The sequence below is a fragment of the Streptomyces sp. ALI-76-A genome, from assembly GCF_030287445.1.
GTDB lineage: Bacteria > Actinomycetota > Actinomycetes > Streptomycetales > Streptomycetaceae > Streptomyces.
In genome coordinates this window covers 729,423-750,248 of record NZ_JASVWB010000004.1, presented here as the reverse complement: position 1 = coordinate 750,248, position 20,826 = coordinate 729,423, and the positions used below count along the sequence as shown (strand labels likewise).

Below are 20,826 nucleotides of genomic sequence, written 5' to 3'. Positions count from 1 at the left end.
CTCGGTCCAGGTCGTCGGTCGGGTGCGTGGTCAGTGGGAATGCGGCACGGCGGCGGCGAGCCACAGCGCGGGTACCGGGACGCCGGGCTCGCGCAGGGCGGCCCGCACCACCGCCACCAGGTCGTCGGCCAGTGCCGCGACGGTCGCGGCGTCGAACAGCGCCGTGCGGTACTCCACCGACAGGCTCAGCTCCCCCGGCGCGCTCCCCTCGACGAGGGACCAGGCCAGGTCGTGGCCCGACGGGCCGGTCCAGCCGGCCGGTGCGCGGCCGTGGGCGTAGGTGACGTCGACGAGCGGGGGCCGGCCAGGTTCCCGGCTCAGTCCGAGGTCGCGTTCGAGGGCGGCCAGCGGGACGCCGGGACCGTCGCCGGCAGCGGCGATCTGCGCGCGGACCCGCTCGGTGAGGTCGTCGTACGAAGGATCGTCGGCGAGTCCCAGCCGCAGCGGCAGCGGCGGACGGCTCGTGCCGCCGCCGGGGGCCTCGTCGAGCCCGATGACCACTTCGTCCCTCTCGGCGTGCAGGCAGAGCAGGGCGGCCAGGGCCGCGAGCATGCGCTCGCACGCGTCGGACCGCTCCAGGGCGAGCGCGAGGTCCTCCGGCAGGGGAAGCATGTGGCGCGCGGTGTGCGAGGTGCCGGGGGCGACCGGGCGGGAACGGTCGGCCGGCGGCTCGAAGGCGTGCAGGCCCGCCAGGGCCGTCCGCCAGTGGGCGAGGGCGCGGGTGTCCTCGTCACGCGCCGCGGGGGGCGTGACGAGCGGGGAGACCACCAGGTCCTCGTACCGGAGGTCCGGGTCGGTGGCGACGGCTTCCAGCAGTTCCAGCAGGGAGTCGGCCAGGTTCGCGACCGTGCCGGCGTCGAAGAGCGCCGTTGCGTACTCCACCACCACGTCGAGGGAGTCCTCCCCCGCCCGCTCGGCGACCACCACCGTCAGGTCGAACTTGGCGGTGCCGGGCGGCAGTCCGGGGAAGTACGGCCCGGTGCTGTCGTCGCCGTCCGGCCGGAAGAGCTGGTCGCCGAAGTCGACGCCCGGGGGGAGCGTCTGGTGGACGTACATCACGTCGAAGATCGGGTTCCGGCCCGGATCGCGGTGCGGGGCGACCTCGCGCACGATCTTGTCGAACGGGGTCTCCTGGTGGTCCAGCGCGCCGAGCACCACGCCCCGCTCCCGGCGCAGCAGTTCCCGGAAGGTCGGAGCGCCGGAGAGGTCGGAGCGCAGGGCGACGGTGTTGTTGAAGAAGCCGAGCAGGCCCCAGAGTTCCGGGCGGCCGCGGCCGATGGTGGGGGTACCGATCACGATGTCGCGCTGGCCGGAGTGGCGGGAGAGCAGTGCCTTCAGCCCGGTCAGCAGCACCATGAACAGTGTGGCCGTCTCCTGGCCGCCGACCGCCCGGAGCCGCTTGACCAGGTCGGCGGGGAGGGTGAAGCCGTACGACGCCCCGGCGAAGTCCATCCGGGCGGGGCGCGGCCGGTCCGTGGGCAGGTCCAGGGCGGGAGGATCACTCAACCGCTCGCGCCAGTAGTCCAGTTCGCCGTCCAGGAGGGAGGTCTCGGCCAGCTCCCGCTGCCAGCGGGCGTAGTCGCGGTACTGCACGGGGAGCGGCGTGGGCCGGTGCACGCGGCCCTCGGTGCGGGCCGTGTAGAACTCCAGCAGCTCCTTGCGCTGGATCTGGGGGGCCCAGCCGTCGTTGACCGCGTGGTGCATCACCCAGCACATGAGGTGGTCGTCGGGAGCGCACCGGATCACCGTGACCTGGACCAGCGGATCGCGGGCAAGGTCGAGCACCCGGTGGGTCACGTTCCGGGCGGTGGCCTGGGCGGCGGCCACCGGATCGGGTGCCCCCGAGACGTCCTCGTACCGGAAGAAGTCACCGAGCTCCGGCCGGACGAGCAGCCGCGGCCGGCCGTCCGACTCCACGAAGTTGGAGCGCAGGACCTCGTGCCGGCCGGCCAGGTCCTCCCAGGCCAGCCGGAGGGCGTCGACGTCCAGGGGGCCGCGGTGGCGGGAGACGCCGGGGAGGTTGTAGAGCGTGGTGCCGGGATCGAGCTGGTGGTGGAACCACATGCGCTCCTGCCCGTACGACAGCACCGGCGGGGCGCCCGGCCGGATCGGGGGCAGCGGGTGCCCGTCGTCGGCCGGGACCGGCTCCGGCTCCGCCGGGCTCGTCGGGGCCGGGGTGGCGGGCGGAGCCGGCTCCCGCACCAGCCGGGCGGAGAGGGCCGCGGCGAGATCGCCGACCACGGGGTGGTCGTAGATGTCCACCAGCTTCAGGTGGACGCGGTGCTGCCGCTGGACGTGGTCGAGGAGTTGCAGGGCGATGATCGAGTTGCCGCCGATGCCGAAGTAGTCGTCATCGGCGTTCACGCTGTCGGCGTGCAGCAACTCGGCCAACGTGTCCTGGAGCCAGCCCAGCAACTCCCGCGAGGCGGGGGGTGATACGGCGGCTGGGGTGGTGGGGGTGGCAGGGGCGGCCGGCGCCGCGGCGGCCCGCGGGGTCGCTGAGGGGGCTGCGGCGGCCCGGGAGGTCTCCGGGGTGGCCGAGGGGGGTGCGGTGGCCCGGGAGATTTCCGGCGTGGCGGGCCGCCGTGGCGCGACGGCCGGCGCCGCCTCCGGGGTCGCGGGCGTCGGCACCGGCACCGCGGTCGGTCCGCCCGGGGCTTCCCCCGCCGGCCGCGCCCAGCAGCGGACACCGTGGAGGCGCGGGCCCGGCAGCGGTACCCGGTGGCCTCTGGAGCGGGGGCCGTCGAGGGCGGTGGCCAGGGCGGGCCAGTCCAGGGCGCGGCCCCGTTCGTAGAGGTGGGCGAGGACCTTGAGCAACCCGTCCGAGGTGGAGCCCAAGGTGGACACGTGGGCGTCGGGCCGCTCGGCGAGGTGGTCCTTCAACAGCTCGCCCAGCTCGCCACGGGCCGCCAACTCGACGAACACAACCGGGCCTTGGGCGAGTTGTTCGTCCGCCGCGGCCCACAGGCGCTCGGGGCGGACCGGTTCGGCGGCCAGGGCGGGGTCCCAGCCGTCGGCCGGCCGTCGCAGCGCCTCCGTGTCGGCCGTCGACAGCGTGCCGTTGAGGTGGCGGACGGCGTAGCGGGACACCCCGGAACTGATCATCCCGTCCGGCGTCACTCCGGCCAGCCCGAGCCGGGCGTACGCGGTGAGCTGGGCCCGGACCAGGTCGGCCCGGTCGGCCGGCACGGGCAACCGCCCGGGCAGCGGGACGGGATCGGGCAGCCGGGCAGGCACGGCGTCCCCGGAGAACAGGACCACCACACGCGGCCCCGCGCTCACGCCGGCCGCGCCGTCCCGTCCTGCCGGGTCCGCCCCGAGCCGCCGCCAGGTTGCCCGGGCGGCCAGCTGGACCGCCAGTTCGTCCGTGCCGCGGGCCACCGCGCCGACGCGGTAGGGGTGATGGTCCCGGCCCTCGTTGAGCGTGCGGGCGACGTCGGCCAGGGGCGGCGTGCCGTCCCGGAGTTCCAGCGAGAGACGTTCGCACAGCGCGACGAGGTCATCAGGGGTGCGGGCCGACACCCCGACCAACCGGGCGCCCGCCCCGTCCGCCTGGGGTGTGCCGTCCGGGCGGGTCGCGCGCGCGGGGGCCTGTTCCACGACACAGTGCGCGTTGACGCCGCCGAGGCTGAACGAGCTGACGCCGGCTCGCCGGACCTCGTCCCGCCAGGGCCGCAGCGAGGTCACGACCTCCATCCGGGCACCTTCGAGATCGACTTCGTCGGCCGGCCGTTCGTAGTGCAGCGAGGGGTACAACTCGCCGTACCGCACGCTGAGCACCGTCTTGACGAGCCCGGCGATGCCCGCGGCGTGGTCCAGGTGCCCGATGTTGGTCTTCACCGAACCGACGGCGAGGGTGCGCCGGCCGCCGGGACGGGCCAGTGCCAGTCCCTCGGCCTCGACCGCGTCTCCGAGCCGGGTGCCGGAGCCGTGTGCCTCGACGTACCCCGCCGACTCGATGTCCAGGCCCGCCACCCGCCACGCCTTGCGGATCACCTCGGTCTGCGCGCGGGCACTGGGCGTGGCGATGGTCGCGGAGTGGGCGCCGTTGTGCAGGACGGCGCTGCCCCGGATCACGGCGTGCACGGACGCCCCGTCGGCCATCGCCCGTTCCAGACTGGTGAGGAGCAGGACGGCCCCGCCCTCGCCGCCGCCCGCGCCGTCCGCCCGGTGGTCGAACGCCCGGGACCTGGCCGTCGGCGACGTGATGCCGGGGAAGTCCCGGACGGTGGGCGCGGGAGCCACGACCGGCCGCAGGCTGACCCCGCCGACCACGGCGTACTCCGCGTCACCGTCCCGCAGTTCGCGGCAGGCCTGGTGGACGGCGACGAGCGACCCGTTGCAGCCGGTGTCCACGCCGTAGCAGGGGCCTGTGAACCCGAAGAGGTGGGAGATCCTGGCGGGCAGTCCGAAGGGGATGTTCCCCATCAGCGCGAGCGTGCCCTGCTCCGTCAGCAGGGAGGCGTACGCGGTGCTCGGTGAGGAGAAGATGACGGCCGTACGGCTGTCGCGCAGGTCCGCGCGGGCGTACCCGGCGTGCTGGAGCACGTCGTGGGTGAGTTCGAGGGCGAGGCGGTGCTGGGGGTCGGTCACCGCCGCCTCGCGTCGGGAGAGACCGAAGAACTCGTGGTCGAACAGGTCGATACGGTCCAGGTATCCGAGCTCCGGATAGGTCACCGACGGATCCAGGCAGGTCGCCTGGACGCGCTCGGCCGGAATCGGGCGCACCGAGTCGGTGCCCCGGCGCAGGTTCTCCCGGAACCGGGTGAGATCGTCCGCCTGTGGGAGCCGGACGGCGATTCCGATCACCGCGACGGCCGGCATGTCCGGCGTACCGGTCCCGTTCATGACGTCGTTCCGTTCATGCGGCCCATAGCCATGTGGCTCCTGCTCTCACAGCTCGTACGCGGTGGGGGTGGTCGGGGACGCGGGTTCGGGGGCGCCGCCCAGCCGGCCGGCGATCGCGTCCGCCTGGGCGGCGACGGTGATCAGGTCGAAGAGCTCGCCCGCGCGCAGCACGCCTGGCCAGCGCCGGTTCAGTGCGGTGTGGAGGTCGATGACCTTGAGGGAACTCCCGCCGACCGCGAAGAAGTTGTCGTGGAGACCGGCCTCCGCGTGTCCGAGGACGTCCGCCCACAGGGCACCGACGATCCGCTGGTGCGCGCTCCAGTGCCGCCGCTCCGGCTGCCCGGACGCCGACGCGTCCGGCGGCAGGGACTCCCGCAGGGCCCTCCGGTCGGCCTTGCCGCTGGCGTTGAGCGGGACCCGCGCGACGGGCACGAACAGCGCGGGGACCGCCTGTTCGACCAGGGCCGCGTGGCAGTGCCGGCGCAGGGCGGCCCAGGAGGGCAGGGGCGTCCCGGGCGTCTTCGGGGTCAGGAAGGCGACCACGCGCGGTTCGTCGCCGTCGGACGGCACATGGTCCACCACGGCCTGTCCGACGGCCGGATGGTCCTCCAGGACGCTCTCGATCTCGCCGAGTTCGACGCGTGCCCCGCGGATCTTCACCTGGAGGTCGGTCCGGCCGCGGTAGTGCAGCGCTCCCCGCTCGTCGACGAGGGCGAGGTCACCGGTGCGGTAGAGCCGCGCTCCGGGAGGCCCGTACGGGTCGGCCACGAACCGCTCGGCGGTCCTGGCGGGCTGCCCCGCGTACCCCAGGGCCACGAAGGCGCCGCCGATGTACAGCTCGCCCACCACCCCGGCCGGTACCTCGTGCAACCGCTCGTCCAGCACCCGGGCCTCGGCGCCCGGCCAGGGCCGGCCGATCGGGATCTGTTCCCAGGAGCTGTCCAGGCTCGGCTCGACGGTGCAGGAGACGACCGTCTCGGTGGGGCCGTACTCGTTGGCCAGCCGCACACCGGGCAGCCGCTCGTGATGGGTGCGCACCAGGTCCGGGGTACACGCCTCCCCGGCGACCACGACCAGCCGCAGGCTGCCCGGCAGCGCCGGGCCGTGCCGGAGCAGGGCCCGGTAGTAGGAGGGCACGACGACGAGGTGGGTCGCCCGGTGTGCGGTGGCCAGCCGGGCCAGTTCCCCGACCTGCCGCAGCTCCCGCAGGTCCGGCAGCAGCAGGGTGTGGCCGTTGCGGAACGACCAGAACATGCCGCCGAGCATGCCGTCGAAGGACAGCCGCATCGCCATGAGGAAGACGGACGGTTCGGTGCCGTACACCCCGGCCCGGCCGTCGACGGACGCGGCGAGCTGGGTGCGGCTGACCACGACGCCCTTGGGTTCACCGGTCGACCCGGACGTGTACACGAGGTAGGCGGGAGCGTCCTCGGGGACCGGGACGTCCCCGCTCCGCGGGGTGTCCGTGAGGCCGGCGCCCGCTCCGACGAGGTCGTGCAGGGAGAGCCGTGAGGCGTCGAGAACCTGCGGCGGGTTCTCGACGCCGCCCGGGACCTGATCGACGTCCAGGTCGGCCGACTCGTTCAGAACCACGGCACAGTCGGTGTCCCGCAGCAGCCCGCGCAGCCGCGTCGGCGGAAGGTCCGGCTCGAGGGCCGCCCAGGCCGCGCCGGTGCGCAGCGTGGCGAGTACGGCGGCCACGGCGAGGGCGCTCTGCTCGACGCGCAGGCACACGACCCGGCCGGGCCCCGCGCCACGCTGCCGCAGCAGCCGGGCGAGCCCGGCCGAGGCGCGGTCGAGTTCGCGGTAGGTGAGGGTCCTGCCCCCGATGATCAGGGCAGTCGCCTCCGGGGCGCGGGCGGCCCGGTCACGGAAGGAGTCCAGGACGGGCAGCGGCCCGACCGCCGTACCGCCGATGCCTCGCGGGTCACCCGGGTCTCGCGTCTCGCCGTATCCCATGACGCTCTCCCTCACCACGCACCGCTGATGACTCGGATGTAGCTGCGGTGTTCGGGAGCAGGGCGTTCCGGGTCTGCCTCCAGCACCATCGCACCGTCCTGGGTGCCGACCGGTTCGAAGCCGGCGAAGCGCAGGGTGACCAGCATGTTCCGGTTGACGTCCGTGGGCACGAAGTGGGCGACCGGCCGGCGTCCGTCGGCCCGGGCCAGTCGCAGCACATGCCCCAGCAGCGCGTTTCCGGCTCCGCGCGAAGCGACCCGGCAGGACGTCAGCAGCAGCCGGAGCACCCATTCATCGGCCGTCAGCCGGGCGACGGCCAGCCCGATGATCCCGTAGTCGCCGAACCGGTCCCGCAGCCGCGCCACGAGCACCTGGTGGTCCGGGTCGGCACCGAGCCGGCGCAACTCGTCCACGTCATAGGTGATCCCGGTGCTGTTGAGCTGATGGGTGCGGACCGTCAGCTCGCTGGCCCTGGCCAGGTCCTCCTCGGTGGCCGGGCGCACCTCCATGACCAGGTCGAGCGAGGCGAGGAACCCCGACCGGTCCGAGCCGAACTCGTCCTGGGCCGCCCGGCGTTGCCATTCGGTGCGGTAGAGCCTGCGGCGCTGGGCCGCCTCCTGTGTGACGTGCTCCGGCTGGAACTCGGGGAGACCGGGCAGGCTCGGGATCTCTTCGGCCGGGTAGCAGCGGACCATGGGCAGCCCGGCCTCGACCTCCGCCCGCTCCGCCGGGTCGTTGTCGACGAACGCGAAGGTGTCCAGGCCGATGCCGAGGACGTCGGCGATCCGGCGGACCGCGTCGGACTTGGCACCCCAGCCGATCTGTATCGCGCAGAACCACTCGTCGAGCCCCCGCTCGGCCAGGAGCGCCCCGACGGCGGCCGGGTCGCTGCGGCTGGCGACGGCGTGCAGGATGCCGCGCCTGTCGAGGGTGGCCAGGGTCTCCAGTGCCTGCTGGAAGGGCTTGGGGTCGTCGCCCTCCAGGACCACCCCGTCCCAGAGAGTGTCGTCCAGGTCCCACACCAGGCATTTGACGACGGGTGTACCACGGCCGGCGGTCATGCCGAGGTCCCTGGGACGGAACCGGTGGCCGGGCCGGCGGCTGCGGGCGGCGTGCCGTGCCGACGGAGGAGGTGGTCGGCTATGTGCAGTTCGGACACCTGCTGCGCTCCTTCGATGATCTCCATGACCTTGGCGTCCCGGAAGTGGCGCCCGGATCTGCTGTCGGGCTCGCACCCGGCCGAGCCGAGGACCTGCACGGCGTCACGGCTCGCGGCGGCCGCCGCGGCGGCTGCCGCGTACTTGGCGACGATGGTCTCGGTCACCCCATGGCCCACGCCACGCGTCCGGAACTCGGCCGCGCGGCGGGCCAGTTCACGCGCCCCGGCACTCGCCACCGCGGACCGGGCCAGCAGGGAACGGACCAGCTGGTGCTCGGCGAGCGGCACACCGCCCTGGCTGCGTGCGACGGCGTGCGCGGCGGTGTCGGCGACACAGGCCTCCGCCATGCCGACGCAGCCCCACGCCACGGTGAAGCGCCCGTGGTCGATCGCGGTCGCGGCAACATGCGAAAGACCCAGTCCGAAGGGCGCGACCACATTGCGCCGGGGCACCCTGACCCGGTCGAAGGCGACGTGGGCGATGTGGGCGGCCCGCATGCCGAGTTGGCCGCTGACCGGCTCACGCTCCACGCCCGCACGGTCCGCCTCCACCAGCACCGTGGTCGGCCTGCCGCGGTCGCTGCCGAGGACCAGGAACACGTCGGCGGCCGCACCGAAGGTGATCCACTTCTTGCGGCCGGTCACGGTGACGTACGTCCCGCCGTCCGATTCCTCGATCCGGGTCCGTACGGCTCGCAGGGCGCTGCCCGCGTCCTGTTCGGTGGCGGCGAAGCCGGCGGTCGTCTCGCCGCTCGCCAGGCGGGGCAGCCAGCTGTCGCGCTGCTCCCGGGTGCCCCAGCGCGACAGGGCCGCAGCCACCATGCTCTGCACGGTCAGCAAGCCGCGCAGCGCGCTGCACACTCCACCCAGGTGCGCTGCCGCCTCGCCGAGGGCGACGGGGCGCACGCCCAGTCCGCCATGGCTCCGGGGCAGGTCGGGGGCCAACAGCCCCGCCGCCGCCATCGTGCGGCGGGCGGCGGCGGGCAGGACGCCTTCCCGGTCCCAGCGGGCGGCGTCGTCACGCGCTTCGGCCGCCAGCTCCGCCGCGGCCTTCAGCACGGCGGACTCGGCGGCGTCCGAGGCCTCCGGGACCTCCGGGGCCTGTGAAGGCGGCGGGGACACGGACGCCGTCGCCGCTGCTCCGGCCGGCCGCCCCGGCCCCGCCTCAGGCCCCCTGCTCATGGCTCTCCGTCGACTGGCCCGCTGCCGGGCCGTTCGCTCCCGACTTCCGTCCCACGAAGTGCGCGAGGCGCGCGGCGGTCCGGAAACTGTCCAGGTCGAGGTCCTCCACCTCCACGGTGATGGCATAGCGGTCCTCGACGTGCGTCACCAGCTCCAGCGCGAAGAGCGAGTCCGCGAGACCCAGCGCGAAGTAGTCGTCCTCGGGTCCGACCGGCCGCCGGAGCGCGGCGGTGAGGAACTCCGTGATCTCCTCGGTGATCGTCCTGATCTCTTCGGTGATGCCGTTCACGCCACACCCTCCTGTGGTCCTATCTCGACGAGCAGCAGACTCCAGGCGGCCACCGGGCTCGCCGTGATCAGTACGACGTGGTCCCCCGCGGCGAACTCCTTGCGTTCCAGGGCCGTGTACAGGTTCAGGAAGATGTCGTTGGGGCCGAGGTGCCCGTAGCGGCGCAGGTTCTCCCGGCAGACGGGGTGGAGCCCGATGTCCAGGGACTCCTCGGTGAACCGGAATCCGCTCGTGGACAGGTTGTGGCTGACGTAACCGCGGACCTCCGCGCGGCGTAGGCCGTTGCGCTCCAGCATCGCGTCGAGGAGCGCGGACAGCCGGGCCCGTGTCTCCAGGGCCAGACGGAAGGAGTACGTCCGCGGGTCGGCGCACTCCTCGCGCCACTGCGAGGTGGGCCGGTCCCGGTACTTCACATGGAAGAGGTCCCAGAAGCGGCCGTCGGTGTGCTGCGCGATGTCGCGTACGCGTACGCCGCCGCTCCCGCTCCGGCTCCGGCTCCCGCGGGAGAGCAGCAGCGCCTGGCCGCCGTCGCCGTTCACGGTGACGGGGTGCCGGTAGCGGGTGGCGGCGGCGGGCTTGCTGCCGTGCACGACCAGGACGTGCTCCAGACCCGGCTCCGCCGCCAGCAGGCCCCGGGCCGTCAGCAGCGCTGGGACGACAGAGACGCAGCCCAGTCCGCCCACCATGAAGGTCGTCGCCGACTCGGCGCCGAGCAGATGTTGCAGCCTCGTCGGCTCGGAGCTGAGGAACGTCTCCGGGGCCCGCGATTCCACCAGGATCAGGGCACCCAGTCGGCGGGCGTCCAGTCCGGCCCGGTCGAGGACCTCCCGCCCGGCGCGCTCACACAGGTCCAGGGCGCTCAGCCGGTCGTCCGCCCGTACGGTGTCGATGCCCAGGCCCGCGAGGGAACGGCGCTCCGCCTCGTTCAGCGCGGTCAGTCCGGTGACCGGAATCTCCCGCTCCGGCAGATACCAGGCGGCATCGCTCACGACGACCGGGCCGGCTCCGCTGTGCGTGGCGTGATCGGTCACTGACCATCCCTCCGACGATGGCGCACGGCGCTCGCGCTGTGTGGGCGGTTCTCGGCCCCGCAGGAGAAACAACCCGCGGAAATGCATTGAGAAATTGAAGCATCGACCAAAGCAATTCGATATGACGTGGGTCACACCGAAAAGCGGAAGTCTCAATTCCATAGCCATTACATTTATCATTCCAGCGCATGACATTTATCAGACAGGCCCATGGAGGGTCCCGTCGGGCGCGGTCCGGCACCGATCGACCAGGGGCGGAGATCCCACCCCTCCTGTGACCGAGGTCACACGCGCCCGCGAGGTGCTGCGACACCGAAGCGCAGGAAGCCCCGACGCGGGGCACTGAGGGCAGGAACCATGGGGGTCAGGAGATCCGAAGATCACTCGTTTCCCGGAAATCGGGAGGGAGAAAGCAGGAAACGACTCACCATGGCATGTGCTCCTCCCTCAGAAACCCAGGGAAAGGAATTCCTCGCATACTCCAGTTCCCTGAGGCGGCAGGCGACGACTCCCGGTCGGCGTCGGCCGCGCGAAGTAATTCCGCCGCGAGCCCGAGACATTCCGGTGAACCGCCCGGTGCACGGCCCGCAAGAGCCGCCACCAGGCCGCCCGGCCACGCCCACCGCCTCGCGCCTGGGCGGCCGGAAGCCCGCGGTCCTCGCCCACCGGAAAATACGCTCGCCGCGGGTCGCCCGGAGAGCGCCTGACGATCGGTCAGCCGCCGGCGGAGTGCGGCAACTCGGGCAACTCCTCGGAACCACACCCGCGCGCTCGCTCAGGCCCCGGCGACAGATCCGGCGCCGTGCGGATGCCATGGTGGCGGCGGAGGGCGGACAGGGCCGCGAGATGGCCGCACATGCCGTGCACGGACGGTCCGGGCGGGGTGGCGGCCGAGCACAGGTACACGCCGGGCAGCGGGGTGGCGTACGGGTTCCAGCGCAGTGTGGGCCGGGCCAGGGACTGCCGCAGGGTCAGGGCACCGGCGGCGATGTCACCGCCGACGTAGTTCGGGTTGTACGCCTCGAACTCGGCGGCCGATCGTCCCCGCGAGGCGAGGATCGTGTCGGTGAACCCGGGCGCGTACCGCTCGATGCGGTCCCGGATCAGCTCGACGGGGTCCCGGGTGTCGCCGTTGGGCACGTGTGCGTAGGCCCACACGGGCCGTTTGCCGCCCACCGCCCGGGACGGGTCCGTCACGGTGGGGTCGACGACGAGCAGGAAGGGGTCGGGGACCCGCTCCCCCGCGGCCGTCGCGGTCTCCTGCCGGAGGATGTCGGCGCGGGTGCCGCCGAGGTGCACCGTGCCGGCCCGGCCCACGAGCGGATTGGCCCAGGGGACGGGCCCGTCGACGAGGAAGTCGGCCTTGGCCGCTCCGGGGCCGTACCGGTAGCGGCCGAGCGCCCGCCGGTAGCCGGCGGGCAGCCGCTGCCCGGCGAGGGCGAGGAACTCCTTGGGTCCCACGTCCAGCAGAACCAGCGGGACGTCACCCAGCTCCGCCAGATCGCGGACGTGGTGCCCGGTGTGGACCGTGCCGCCGTGCGCGGCGATGTCGGCCACCATGGCCTCGGCGATCCGGGCGCTGCCGCCTTCCGGCAGCGGCCAGCCACTGCTGTGGGCCGTGTGCGCCAGCAGCATGGCCACGGCCGCCGAGGCCGGCGAGGGGAGTTTGCCGACGGCGTGCGCGGCGACGCCGGTCAGCAGCGCGGCGGCCTCGTCGGTGGTGAACGGGGTGCGGTTCGTGGCGTGCGCCAGCATCCGGGGCGCCAGCACCAGCGGGGTGACCGGATCACCCGGCAAGGTCCGCTGACTGGCGAGGATCAGGTCGACGACCGCGGTGGAGCGGGACACCAGGGGCCGCATGAGGCGCTCCCAGCGCGGCCCGTCCGCGCCCAGCTGCTCGGCGGTCCGGGTCAGGTCCCGCCAGGCGGCCGCCGCCCGGCCGTCGGGCAGGGGGTGGGCGTAGGGCATGTCGGGCTGCAACAGCCGTACGCCCCGGGCCGGCAGGTCGAACCGGCGGAAGAACGCGGAGGCGGCGGCCATCGGGTGGACGGCGGAGCAGACGTCGTGCTGTACGTCGCTGTCGAACAGGGCCGTGGTGCGCAGCCCGCCCCCGACCGTGTCGGCCTTCTCGTGCAGCGAGACCTGGAGTCCGGCCCGGGCGAGGGTGACCGCGGCGGCCAGTCCGTTGGGTCCGGTGCCCACGATCGCGGCGTCCGTCATGACGCGCCTCCCGTCGCGTGGGCCAACTGCTGCTCGACGAGACGTCGGTAGGTGCTGTCGTGGTCCATCAGCTCGGTGTGGGTACCGCTCGCGCGCAGCCGCCCGCCCTCGATCAGCAGGATGCGGTCGGCGTCGGCGGTGCTGGAGACCCGGTGGGCGATGGTGAGGACCTGGCAGTGCGCGCCGATGGCGGTGAGGGTCTTGCGCAGTGCCGTCTCGGAGTCGGAGTCGAGGTTGGAGGTGGCCTCGTCCAGGAGCAGCACGTCGGGGCGCGCGAGCAGGGCCCGGGCGATGGCGAGCCGCTGCCGCTGTCCTCCCGAGAGGCCGGTTCCCCCTTCGCCCAACCGGGTGCTGAGGCCGTCCGGCAGGGTGTCGAGGACATCGGTGAGGTGGGCCGCCGCCACCGCCTCCTCGATCTCCGCGGCGGTGGCGTCGGGGCAGGCGTAGGTGAGGTTGTCCCGGACGGTGCCGCGCATCAGGGGGGCCTCCTGCTCGACCAGGCCGATCCGGCCGCGGAGTTCGCGCAGCGGCATGGTCGCCGTGTCCGCTCCGGCGAGCCGGATCGTGCCCCGGTCGGGTGAGTGGAAGCGTTCGATGAGCTGGAACAGGGTGGTCTTGCCCGCGCCGGACGGTCCGACGACGGCGGTGACACCGGTGGGCGGCAGCGAGAAGGACACCCCGCGCAGGACAGGGGGCCCGGTGTCGGTGTAGCCGAAGGTGACGTTCTCGAACTCGACGGCCGGGGCACCTGTCACCGGCGCGCCGGTGCCGACCGCCTGCGGGGCCTCCCTGGTGTCCTCGACCTCGATACGGGCCAGTTCCGCGACCCGGTCGATGGCCGCCCGGCCCTGCTGGAGTTCCCCGATCGACATGAACAGCGTCACCAGAGGCGACACCACGTAGAACAGGTACATGACGAACGCGGTGAGATCCTCGATGGGCAGGACCCCGGTGGCGGTGCGGGCCATGCCCCAGGTGATCACCACGGCGAGGGAGACCTGCGTCCCGACGTTCATGGCGGGCATGAGCATCGCCGACAGCCGGGTCACCCGGATCCCGCTGTCCCGCGCGGCGGTGGCCAGTTCCCCGATGCGGTCGGCCTCGCGCCTCTCGGCCCGGGAGGCCTTCACCGTGGTCAGCGCGCTGAGCACGCGCAGCAGAGCGGACCCGTAGTCCCCGGTGTCCTGACGGTTGGTCACCGCGGCCTTGCGGACGGCACGGGCCAGCCCGAGGGCGACCGCGGAGGCGGTGCCCAGGCAGGCGGCGGTGGCCAACAGCATTCTCCAGTCGATCCACGCCATCACCGCCACGCAGCCGAGGGCGGTGAACGCCGAGGTGATCATCTGGGAGACGGAGGAGGACAGGGCGACCCGGGCGAGGGAGGTGTCGGAGACGGTGCGGGTGAGCACGTCGCCGCGCTCGAGGTCGCCGAACTGCCGGATCCGGGAGTGCAGCAGCCGGCCGGTGAGGGTGGTCCGCATGTCGAGGACGATGTTCTCGCCGGCTCGCCCGATCAGATAGAAGTGAGCGGAGGCGAGCAGCGCGTCGGCGAGGAACAGGGCCGTGATGAGCGCGATCGGCCCGGTCTTGGACCGGCCCGCCGCCACCGCTTCGATCAGGTCTCCGATGAGCAGGGGCTGGAGCAGGGTGGCGGCGGTGCCTGCCAGACCGAGCAGGATGCCGATGCCGAGCAGTCTCCGATGGCGACGGACGATCGCGGATGTGTTCACTGCCTGCCCCCGCCGACCGTGGTCGCGGCGATCACAGCAGCGCTCGCGGCAGGCATGAGGCTCATGCCCGGGGTGCGCCCGGTGCACTCGCCGCCGTCACGGAACATCACCGGCATGACCGGTACGGCGAGGACGAACGCGTCGGTGAACGACGCCGCGCGGCTTGCTGCCACCACTGACCCCTTCCTCGTGCTGGTGCGGTTGCGGGTGCTGCCGTTCACGCGTCCTTGGTGTAGACGCTCACGAACATCGGCCCCTGCGGTGTGTAGGGGGACGAGTCCCAGTCGGCGTGACGGGCTACGGGCGTGAGCCCGGCGGCAGTGGCGTAGGCGTCGACCTCCTCGGGCGTGGTGAGCCGGCTCAGCTCCGTGCCGACCCGCGAGGTGCCGTCCGACTCGAACCAGATGTGCGAGCACTGCCACAGGTCCTGCTCGGGCACCAGCGTCGAGTGGGTCTGCAGTCCGGTGCCGGGGCTCGGGTAGGGGACGAAATACGTCATCCGCTGCTGTCCGGCGTGCAGGGCGAGCACGCCGGGCTTGTTGTGCGTCTCCACCACGAGGACCCCACCGGGCGCGAGCCGTTCGGCCGCCCGGCTCACCGCTCGTTGCTGGTCGGCGGGGTCGAGCAGCATGGACAGGGTGCCGCACACGCAGTAGACGAGCCCGTACTGACGGTCGTCCGTGTAGAAGCGGATGTCGCCGCGCACTCCTTCCACGTCGGCGCTCGTGGCCGCCACGTCCTTCTCCAGCGCCGAGAGCATCTCCGGGGAGCTGTCCACGCCTACGACCCGGCCGGTCACGCGGGAGAGCGGGATGGCGATGCGGCCGGTTCCCACACCCAGTTCCAGGGTGCCGAGCACGGGGTCCGGGTGCAGGGACGCCAACTGCTTCGCCGTCCGGTCGGCCAGGCCGTCCTTGGGAAAGAGCCGGTCGTACCATCCGTCGAACTGCCGGCCGTAACCGATGTCGTCGATGCTCGTCATGCTGGTTCCCTCCTCCTCACCGCCGGTCGACGGATCGCTACTTCTTCAAACTCCGGTAGGCGATGGCTGCCGCGATCAAGGCGCCGATGCCGATCACGATGTACACGGCCACATTGCTCATGACGATTCCTAGGGGCGTGAGGGGACATGGGTGGTGGGAGCGCGTCCGGGTTGCCGCCGGCCGCGAGGACGGGCGGGGGCGGAGCCCGGCTCCATGGGTGTGTACGGGGAGACGAAGATCATCTCCGGGGCCGTGGAGGTGTCGTAGCCGGTGGCGCGGGCCAGAGCGAACTGGAAGCCCTTGGCGGGTGCTTCACGGGCTATCCGGTGCCGCAGATGGCTGACGATGACCTGGTAGCCCGGTGTGCGGACGACGGTGGGGAAGCCCTTGTCGATGAGCCCCAGTATCTCGCTGCAGATGTCGAACACAGCCTTCTCGGACCGCCGGCTGGGAAACCAGGCGATCTGTCGGAACCGCCGCCCGGCTATCACGTCGACCGCCTGCCACGGTGACGTCTCACCCGCGGTGTTCAGCGTTCGATAGAAGAAATGATAGTCGTGCGTCGCCGGTTCCGGGGCGAAGAACCGCCAGTTCGGCAGCACGGAGAACGTGTCCTTGAGCTGGAGCCGGTTGAACGTGGGATTCGGGTGCTGTACGGCGAGGGTGCCCACCAGCATCGCCGCGCCGGCGATCCGCGCGGTCGCCCCGGGACCGGTGAAGGCGTCCTTCAGAAGCTCTTTCACTGCCCTGCCTCCTCCACGACCCGCATCTGCGATGCGGCCTTCTCCTCGGCCTGGTCGAGAAACGCGATGATCCGGCTGCCGACCTCGGTGGCGAACCGGGCCTCGGTCAGCAGCGAATCGTGGTCAGCCCCCTCCAGCACGACGCTCTCCACGTGGTGTCCCGTGCCGCGGTGCGCCTCGGCGATCTCGTTGTGCATCAGCAACTGCTCCGGGTCCCGGTCGACGGTCTGCTGCGCGGAGATCACCAGGGCGTGGGAACCGACGGCGGGCAGCTTCCCGTCGAAGGCCCGGAACTCCTCCTCGACGGCGGCCCACTCACGGTGGCCGGCGACCCAGAGGCGGGCGTCGGTGTACTGGGCGAACACCCGCGTACGGCAGTTGGCCGGCAGCGCCTCGAGCCAGTCCGGCCGTGCCATGAGGATGCCCAGGCCGGCGTTGAGGGAGTGCACCAGCGTGTTCATGCCGCCGGTGAGGCGTTCGGCGGCCTTGCTCTGCTGGTTCGACCGGTTCAGCTCGCCGGGGTGGGAGGAGTCCAGGTAGACGATGCTGTGGAGCCGGTCCCCGAGGTGGACGGCGGCGCGGCGGGCGAGTTCACCGCCGAGCGAGTGCCCGGCCAGCACGACCCTGCGTCCTTCCGGGACGACTCCACGGACCAGGTCGACCAGGTCGTCGACCGACTCGTCCAGGTGATAGGGGGAGGTGCTCCGGCGCCTGCTGCCGGCGTACCCGGCACGGGCGTACGTGACCAGGCCGTAGCCGCTGTCCTTGGCGACCTTCTCCGTGATCCACGCGAAGTGCTCGGACGTGGCGACGAGTCCGGCGGCGAAGACCAGGACCGGCAGGGCTTCGTCGTCTCCCTCGCTCAACTCGTACTGCAGTTCATTTCCATGACGGGTGATCAGCCGACGGGAGTGCGGCCAGCCTTCGAGCGTACGCATGCGCCGCTGCACCGCGACCACACCGGCCACCGAGGCCGCACCGGCCAGCAGCACGGCACCCACGCGCAGGACACGGTCGTCACGGCCGGCCACCGACGGGTGCGTCCTCGGGGTAGAGGTGTAGGCGACCATGGGGTGCATGGAGATGAACGCGGTGACGAACCGGCCCAGCCCCATGACGAGGCCGTTCGCCAGATGAAACGTTCCCGCACTGGCGATCACCGGCCGGGCGAGCCGGCCGCCGGCCAGATAGGCCACGGGGAAGAGGCACTCGAGCGCGAGCACGCCGTGGGTCAGGTACTTCGCCGCCCGCGGATACTTCTGCGTGAGTTCGTAAGTGGGCTTGTGACCGTACGTCCGGGTCCGCATGACCCCGCCGAGCGCGGTGGCGTCCTTCCAGGCCGTGCCCAGCAGTTTCACCCAACCGGATATCAGGTACGAGGCGTTGGCCTGCAACGCCACGTACCACAGGAGGGCGTCCTGGGTCTGCGGGCGGGTGGAGAGGCGAGCCATGCCGGTGGCCGTCTGCACCAGCACCGACACCTGGTCGGAACCGTCTGTCCCATAGCGGTGCCGCGGGTAGAGCGCGGCGGTGGTGACACCGAGGAAGAGGTTGCCCGCCCCACGCCAGCGGCTGCTGCCGGGCAGCAGCATTCCGGCGCTGACCGCGACCCGGGCCGCATGCAGCGCGGCAGTGGTCTTCTCCCCGCTGATGATGTCGAGAAGCTTGCGGGTGACGGGCGTGGACCGGCCCTGCACGCCCCGGGCCGTCGGCCAGTGGTTGAGGCCCCCCGGCCGCGTCTGCTTACGCTGGGTCAGATATTCTAACGAGGCCGTCAGCGTGGTGACGGCGGACAGGCGCTCCGAGACACCGATGGCACGCGACCTGGTCACGGGAATCGGGCCGGTCAGCGCGGATGGCATTCTCTTCGGCAGCTTCACGAGGGCCTCCCAAACCCACATCTGCGAGCTCGTCTGCAATGAACGGGGTTACGCGGCTCTGCCGGGCCAGACCTTGTCTCTGGCCCGGCAGAGCTTTGTGCGTCAGGCTCGGGCTCGCCAGGCGTGCCCGCCCGGATCAGCCCCGGCCGGCCTCGAAGGCACCGACCACGGCGCAGGACACCGCCACGCCGCCGAGGAAGGCGGCCGGCGTCGCGAGCACCGGAGTCGCGCCCGCGAAGATCTGGCCCTCAGGAGCGGATATCTCGGTCTCCGCCAGTACGACCGACTCGTTCACCTGCGTGCTGAGCTCAGTCACTGTGTCTCCTTTGGTTCTCGCTTGTGCCGGAGGAAATTACCTGCGCGATCGATCCTGGTCAGCCGACAGCCCGGCCGATAACAAAACCGCCGGCGAAGGCAGCGGTCGCGATGGCCGCGGGAGTGGCCAGAACCGGAGCCTGGCCACCGAATACGGTGCCCTCGACCTCCTCGATCTCGATGGCCGCCATCTCCGCGTCCTCGTTGATGTACTCGATGATGTCGTTCACCAGATTCTCCCGTTTCCTAGTCCTGGTTCTTCCGGATTCTCAGGTCAGCCGATGGCGTTGCCGAGGGCATACGCGCCGCCGACCAGGGCGGCGCCCCCGGCGAAGGCGAGCGCGGGGGTGGCCAGCACCGGGGACGCGCCCTGCTCGATGTGGCCGGAATTCTCCTCGGAGAGCACACCCAGGCTCTCCAGCTGACGTGCGAACTCTTCGTCGAGCATCGTGTCTCCTTTTTCAGGGAGCGTGCTACGGAATTACGCGGGAGCAGCCGCCGGGCGCCCGCCGGCCGCCGGGTAGGAATGGAAGCACTACCGAGATTAGTTCGATATGACGTAGGTCACACGGGAGAGCGGAAGCTTCAATTCCAAACCAATGACATTTGTCATTTCGACCCATGACATTTATCAGGTGAAGTCATGAGGGATCTCACTGGGCGGCCTCACCGACGGATTGGATGATGGACCCATGGAAACCACCCCCAATGTGATCGAGGTCACAGACCTTCGGCGCCGGTACGGCGCCAAGGGCACTGGCGGCTTCGACGCCGTGCGCGGAGTCTCCTTCCGCGTCGCCCAGGGCGAACTCTTCGCGCTCCTGGGCACGAACGGCGCAGGCAAGACCTCCACCGTCGAGTTACTCGAAGGCCTGGCCGCCCCCACCGCGGGGTCGATCCGCATCCTCGGGCATGACCCCTACCACGAGCGCAAGAGGGTCAGATCGCGCACCGGGGTCATGTTGCAGCAGGGCGGATTCGCCCCCGATCTCACGGTGGCCGAGACGTTGCGCATGTGGAAGGGCTGCACCGCGAGGCCGCGTCCGATCACCGAGGCACTCGCGATGGTGGGTCTGGACCACCGCGCGGACGTGCGCGTCAAGAACCTCTCGGGCGGCGAGAAGCGCCGGCTGGATCTGGCCCTCGCCACCCTGGGCGACCCGGAGGTTCTCTTCCTCGACGAGCCGACGACCGGCATGGACCCCCAGGGGCGCCGGGAGACCTGGGAGATCATCCGCGAACTCCGGGGCCGCGGCACGACGGTCGTCCTCACCACGCACTACCTGGAAGAGGCCGAACTCCTCGCCGACAGCCTGGCCATCATGAACGAGGGCCTGATCGCGGCCTCGGGGACGGTGGCCGACATCGTCGCCACCCACCCTTCGGTGCTCTCCTTCCGGCTGCCGCCCGGATTCGACGCGGAAGACCTTCCCTCACCCCAGAGCCTGCGCGCCACGCTGACCGGCTCCGAGGGCCGCAGCGTTCACATGTCCACCATGGACCTGCAGTTCACCACCACCGAGGCCCTTGTCTGGGCCCGTGACAAAGGGATCGAACTCAAAGAACTGAACGCCCGGTCGGCGTCGCTCGAGGAGGCGTTCATGCACATCGCCAGGAACGGTGCCATGGAGACGGAGGCCACCCGCTCATGAACGCGGCCCTCACCCATCTGACCGCTCTCGGCCGTGCCGAACTCACGCTCCTGGCTCGCAACAAGACGAATCTCTTCACCGTGCTGTTCGTGCCCGTACTGCTCACTGTGGCCCTGAAGCCCATGATGACGGCGACGGGCCAGGCCGACGCAGGCAGAGAAGCAGGAGCGACCCTGATCTCCATGTCCCTGGGCATCGTCCTGGTGATGGCCGTCTACAACACGCTCACTCCCGTGTACGCGACGCGCCGCGACGAACTCCTGCTGAAGCGGCTGCGTACGGGGGAGGTGAGCGATGTGGTGATCCTTCTGGGTGCCGCTGTTCCCATGGCACTCACCGGACTCGCCCAGTGTCTCCTGCTGGCGCTCGGGATCTCCTTCGTCGCGGATGTCCCCGCGCCGCGGGCTCCGCACCTGGCGGTCCTCGGCGTCCTGCTCGGCATCGTGGTGATGACGGCGATGGCCGCCGCCACCTCCGCGATGGCGAAGACCTCCGAGAGCGCCCAGGTCGCGATCATCCCGGGCATGATCGTCTTTTTGATGGGGTCCGGAATGCTCTTCCCCTTGGAAGTGATGCCGGAAGCGGTGCAGGCCGTCTGCACGTGGCTGCCCCTGACGCCCGTCATAGAACTGATCCAGACAGGCTGGAACGGCGAGAGCACGGCAGGCGAGGCCGGTGTGAACCTCCTGATTGCGTCAATCTGGAGCGCACTGTCGGTCCTGGCGGTCAAACGGTGGTTCCGCTGGGAACCCCGCAGCTGAACCATCTCCGCCGACCGGAACCATCACCGCCGGCCAGGCGGTCCACGCCCGGACGCCACACCAGGAGAACGGAC

17 protein-coding genes are annotated in these 20,826 nt (G+C 71.7%); 2 read left to right on the top strand and 15 right to left on the bottom strand.

Annotated features, from left to right (window positions below):
* Positions 1 to 30: 30 nt before the first annotated feature.
* The 15 genes from QQS16_RS39370 to QQS16_RS39300 all read right to left on the bottom strand — a co-directional run bounded on the left by QQS16_RS39370 (position 31) and on the right by QQS16_RS39300 (position 18,787).
* Positions 31 to 4,848, bottom strand: coding sequence for a condensation domain-containing protein (locus QQS16_RS39370; RefSeq protein ID WP_286067435.1), 4,818 nt, complete (start codon positions 4,846 to 4,848; stop codon positions 31 to 33).
* Between the two features lie 45 nt (positions 4,849 to 4,893).
* The gene (locus tag QQS16_RS39365; protein ID WP_286067434.1) at positions 4,894 to 6,807 is read right to left on the bottom strand and encodes a non-ribosomal peptide synthetase; all 1,914 of its coding nucleotides are present in this window, start codon (positions 6,805 to 6,807) and stop codon (positions 4,894 to 4,896) included.
* Positions 6,808 to 6,818: 11 nt separating this feature from the next.
* Positions 6,819 to 7,868: an HAD-IIIC family phosphatase gene (locus tag QQS16_RS39360; RefSeq protein WP_286067433.1), complete on the bottom strand. Its 1,050-nt coding sequence runs from the start codon at positions 7,866 to 7,868 to the stop codon at positions 6,819 to 6,821.
* The gene (locus QQS16_RS39355; protein ID WP_286067432.1) at positions 7,865 to 9,148 is read right to left on the bottom strand and encodes an acyl-CoA dehydrogenase family protein; all 1,284 of its coding nucleotides are present in this window, start codon (positions 9,146 to 9,148) and stop codon (positions 7,865 to 7,867) included. Before QQS16_RS39355 ends, QQS16_RS39360 begins: the two co-directional genes overlap by 4 nt.
* Complete coding sequence (locus QQS16_RS39350) at positions 9,132 to 9,437, bottom strand: acyl carrier protein (RefSeq protein ID WP_286067431.1); 306 nt, start codon at positions 9,435 to 9,437, stop codon at positions 9,132 to 9,134. Before QQS16_RS39350 ends, QQS16_RS39355 begins: the two co-directional genes overlap by 17 nt.
* Complete coding sequence (locus QQS16_RS39345; RefSeq protein ID WP_286067430.1) at positions 9,434 to 10,468, bottom strand: 3-oxoacyl-[acyl-carrier-protein] synthase III C-terminal domain-containing protein; 1,035 nt, start codon at positions 10,466 to 10,468, stop codon at positions 9,434 to 9,436. Before QQS16_RS39345 ends, QQS16_RS39350 begins: the two co-directional genes overlap by 4 nt.
* A 714-nt stretch (positions 10,469 to 11,182) precedes the next feature.
* Positions 11,183 to 12,688 (bottom strand): phytoene desaturase family protein, encoded by a 1,506-nt coding sequence (locus QQS16_RS39340; protein ID WP_286067428.1) that lies wholly within the window; start codon positions 12,686 to 12,688, stop codon positions 11,183 to 11,185.
* On the bottom strand, positions 12,685 to 14,418 hold the full coding sequence (locus tag QQS16_RS39335) for an ABC transporter ATP-binding protein (RefSeq protein WP_286067427.1): 1,734 nt from the start codon (positions 14,416 to 14,418) through the stop codon (positions 12,685 to 12,687). The genes QQS16_RS39340 and QQS16_RS39335 overlap by 4 nt, the downstream gene beginning before the upstream one ends.
* On the bottom strand, positions 14,415 to 14,594 hold the full coding sequence (locus QQS16_RS39330) for a hypothetical protein (protein WP_286067426.1): 180 nt from the start codon (positions 14,592 to 14,594) through the stop codon (positions 14,415 to 14,417). Before QQS16_RS39330 ends, QQS16_RS39335 begins: the two co-directional genes overlap by 4 nt.
* A gap of 41 nt (positions 14,595 to 14,635) precedes the next feature.
* Complete coding sequence (locus QQS16_RS39325; RefSeq protein ID WP_286067425.1) at positions 14,636 to 15,400, bottom strand: class I SAM-dependent methyltransferase; 765 nt, start codon at positions 15,398 to 15,400, stop codon at positions 14,636 to 14,638.
* Between the two features lie 129 nt (positions 15,401 to 15,529).
* On the bottom strand, positions 15,530 to 16,144 hold the full coding sequence (locus QQS16_RS39320) for a hypothetical protein (protein WP_286067423.1): 615 nt from the start codon (positions 16,142 to 16,144) through the stop codon (positions 15,530 to 15,532).
* Positions 16,141 to 17,976, bottom strand: a complete 1,836-nt coding sequence (locus QQS16_RS39315) for an alpha/beta fold hydrolase (RefSeq protein WP_286067421.1) — start codon at positions 17,974 to 17,976, stop codon at positions 16,141 to 16,143. Before QQS16_RS39315 ends, QQS16_RS39320 begins: the two co-directional genes overlap by 4 nt.
* A gap of 184 nt (positions 17,977 to 18,160) precedes the next feature.
* The gene (locus tag QQS16_RS39310; RefSeq protein WP_286067420.1) at positions 18,161 to 18,340 is read right to left on the bottom strand and encodes a hypothetical protein; all 180 of its coding nucleotides are present in this window, start codon (positions 18,338 to 18,340) and stop codon (positions 18,161 to 18,163) included.
* 58 nt (positions 18,341 to 18,398) lie between these two features.
* Positions 18,399 to 18,569, bottom strand: a complete 171-nt coding sequence (locus QQS16_RS39305; protein ID WP_286067419.1) for a hypothetical protein — start codon at positions 18,567 to 18,569, stop codon at positions 18,399 to 18,401.
* A gap of 44 nt (positions 18,570 to 18,613) precedes the next feature.
* Positions 18,614 to 18,787 (bottom strand): hypothetical protein, encoded by a 174-nt coding sequence (locus tag QQS16_RS39300; protein WP_286067418.1) that lies wholly within the window; start codon positions 18,785 to 18,787, stop codon positions 18,614 to 18,616.
* 244 nt (positions 18,788 to 19,031) lie between these two features.
* On the opposite strand from QQS16_RS39300, the gene QQS16_RS39295 reads away from it, so the two are divergent.
* Both QQS16_RS39295 and QQS16_RS39290 read left to right on the top strand, forming a co-directional pair.
* Complete coding sequence (locus QQS16_RS39295; RefSeq protein ID WP_286067417.1) at positions 19,032 to 19,991, top strand: ABC transporter ATP-binding protein; 960 nt, start codon at positions 19,032 to 19,034, stop codon at positions 19,989 to 19,991.
* The gene (locus QQS16_RS39290) at positions 19,988 to 20,752 is read left to right on the top strand and encodes an ABC transporter permease (protein WP_286067415.1); all 765 of its coding nucleotides are present in this window, start codon (positions 19,988 to 19,990) and stop codon (positions 20,750 to 20,752) included. The genes QQS16_RS39295 and QQS16_RS39290 overlap by 4 nt, the downstream gene beginning before the upstream one ends.
* The last annotated feature ends 74 nt before the right edge of the window (positions 20,753 to 20,826 follow it).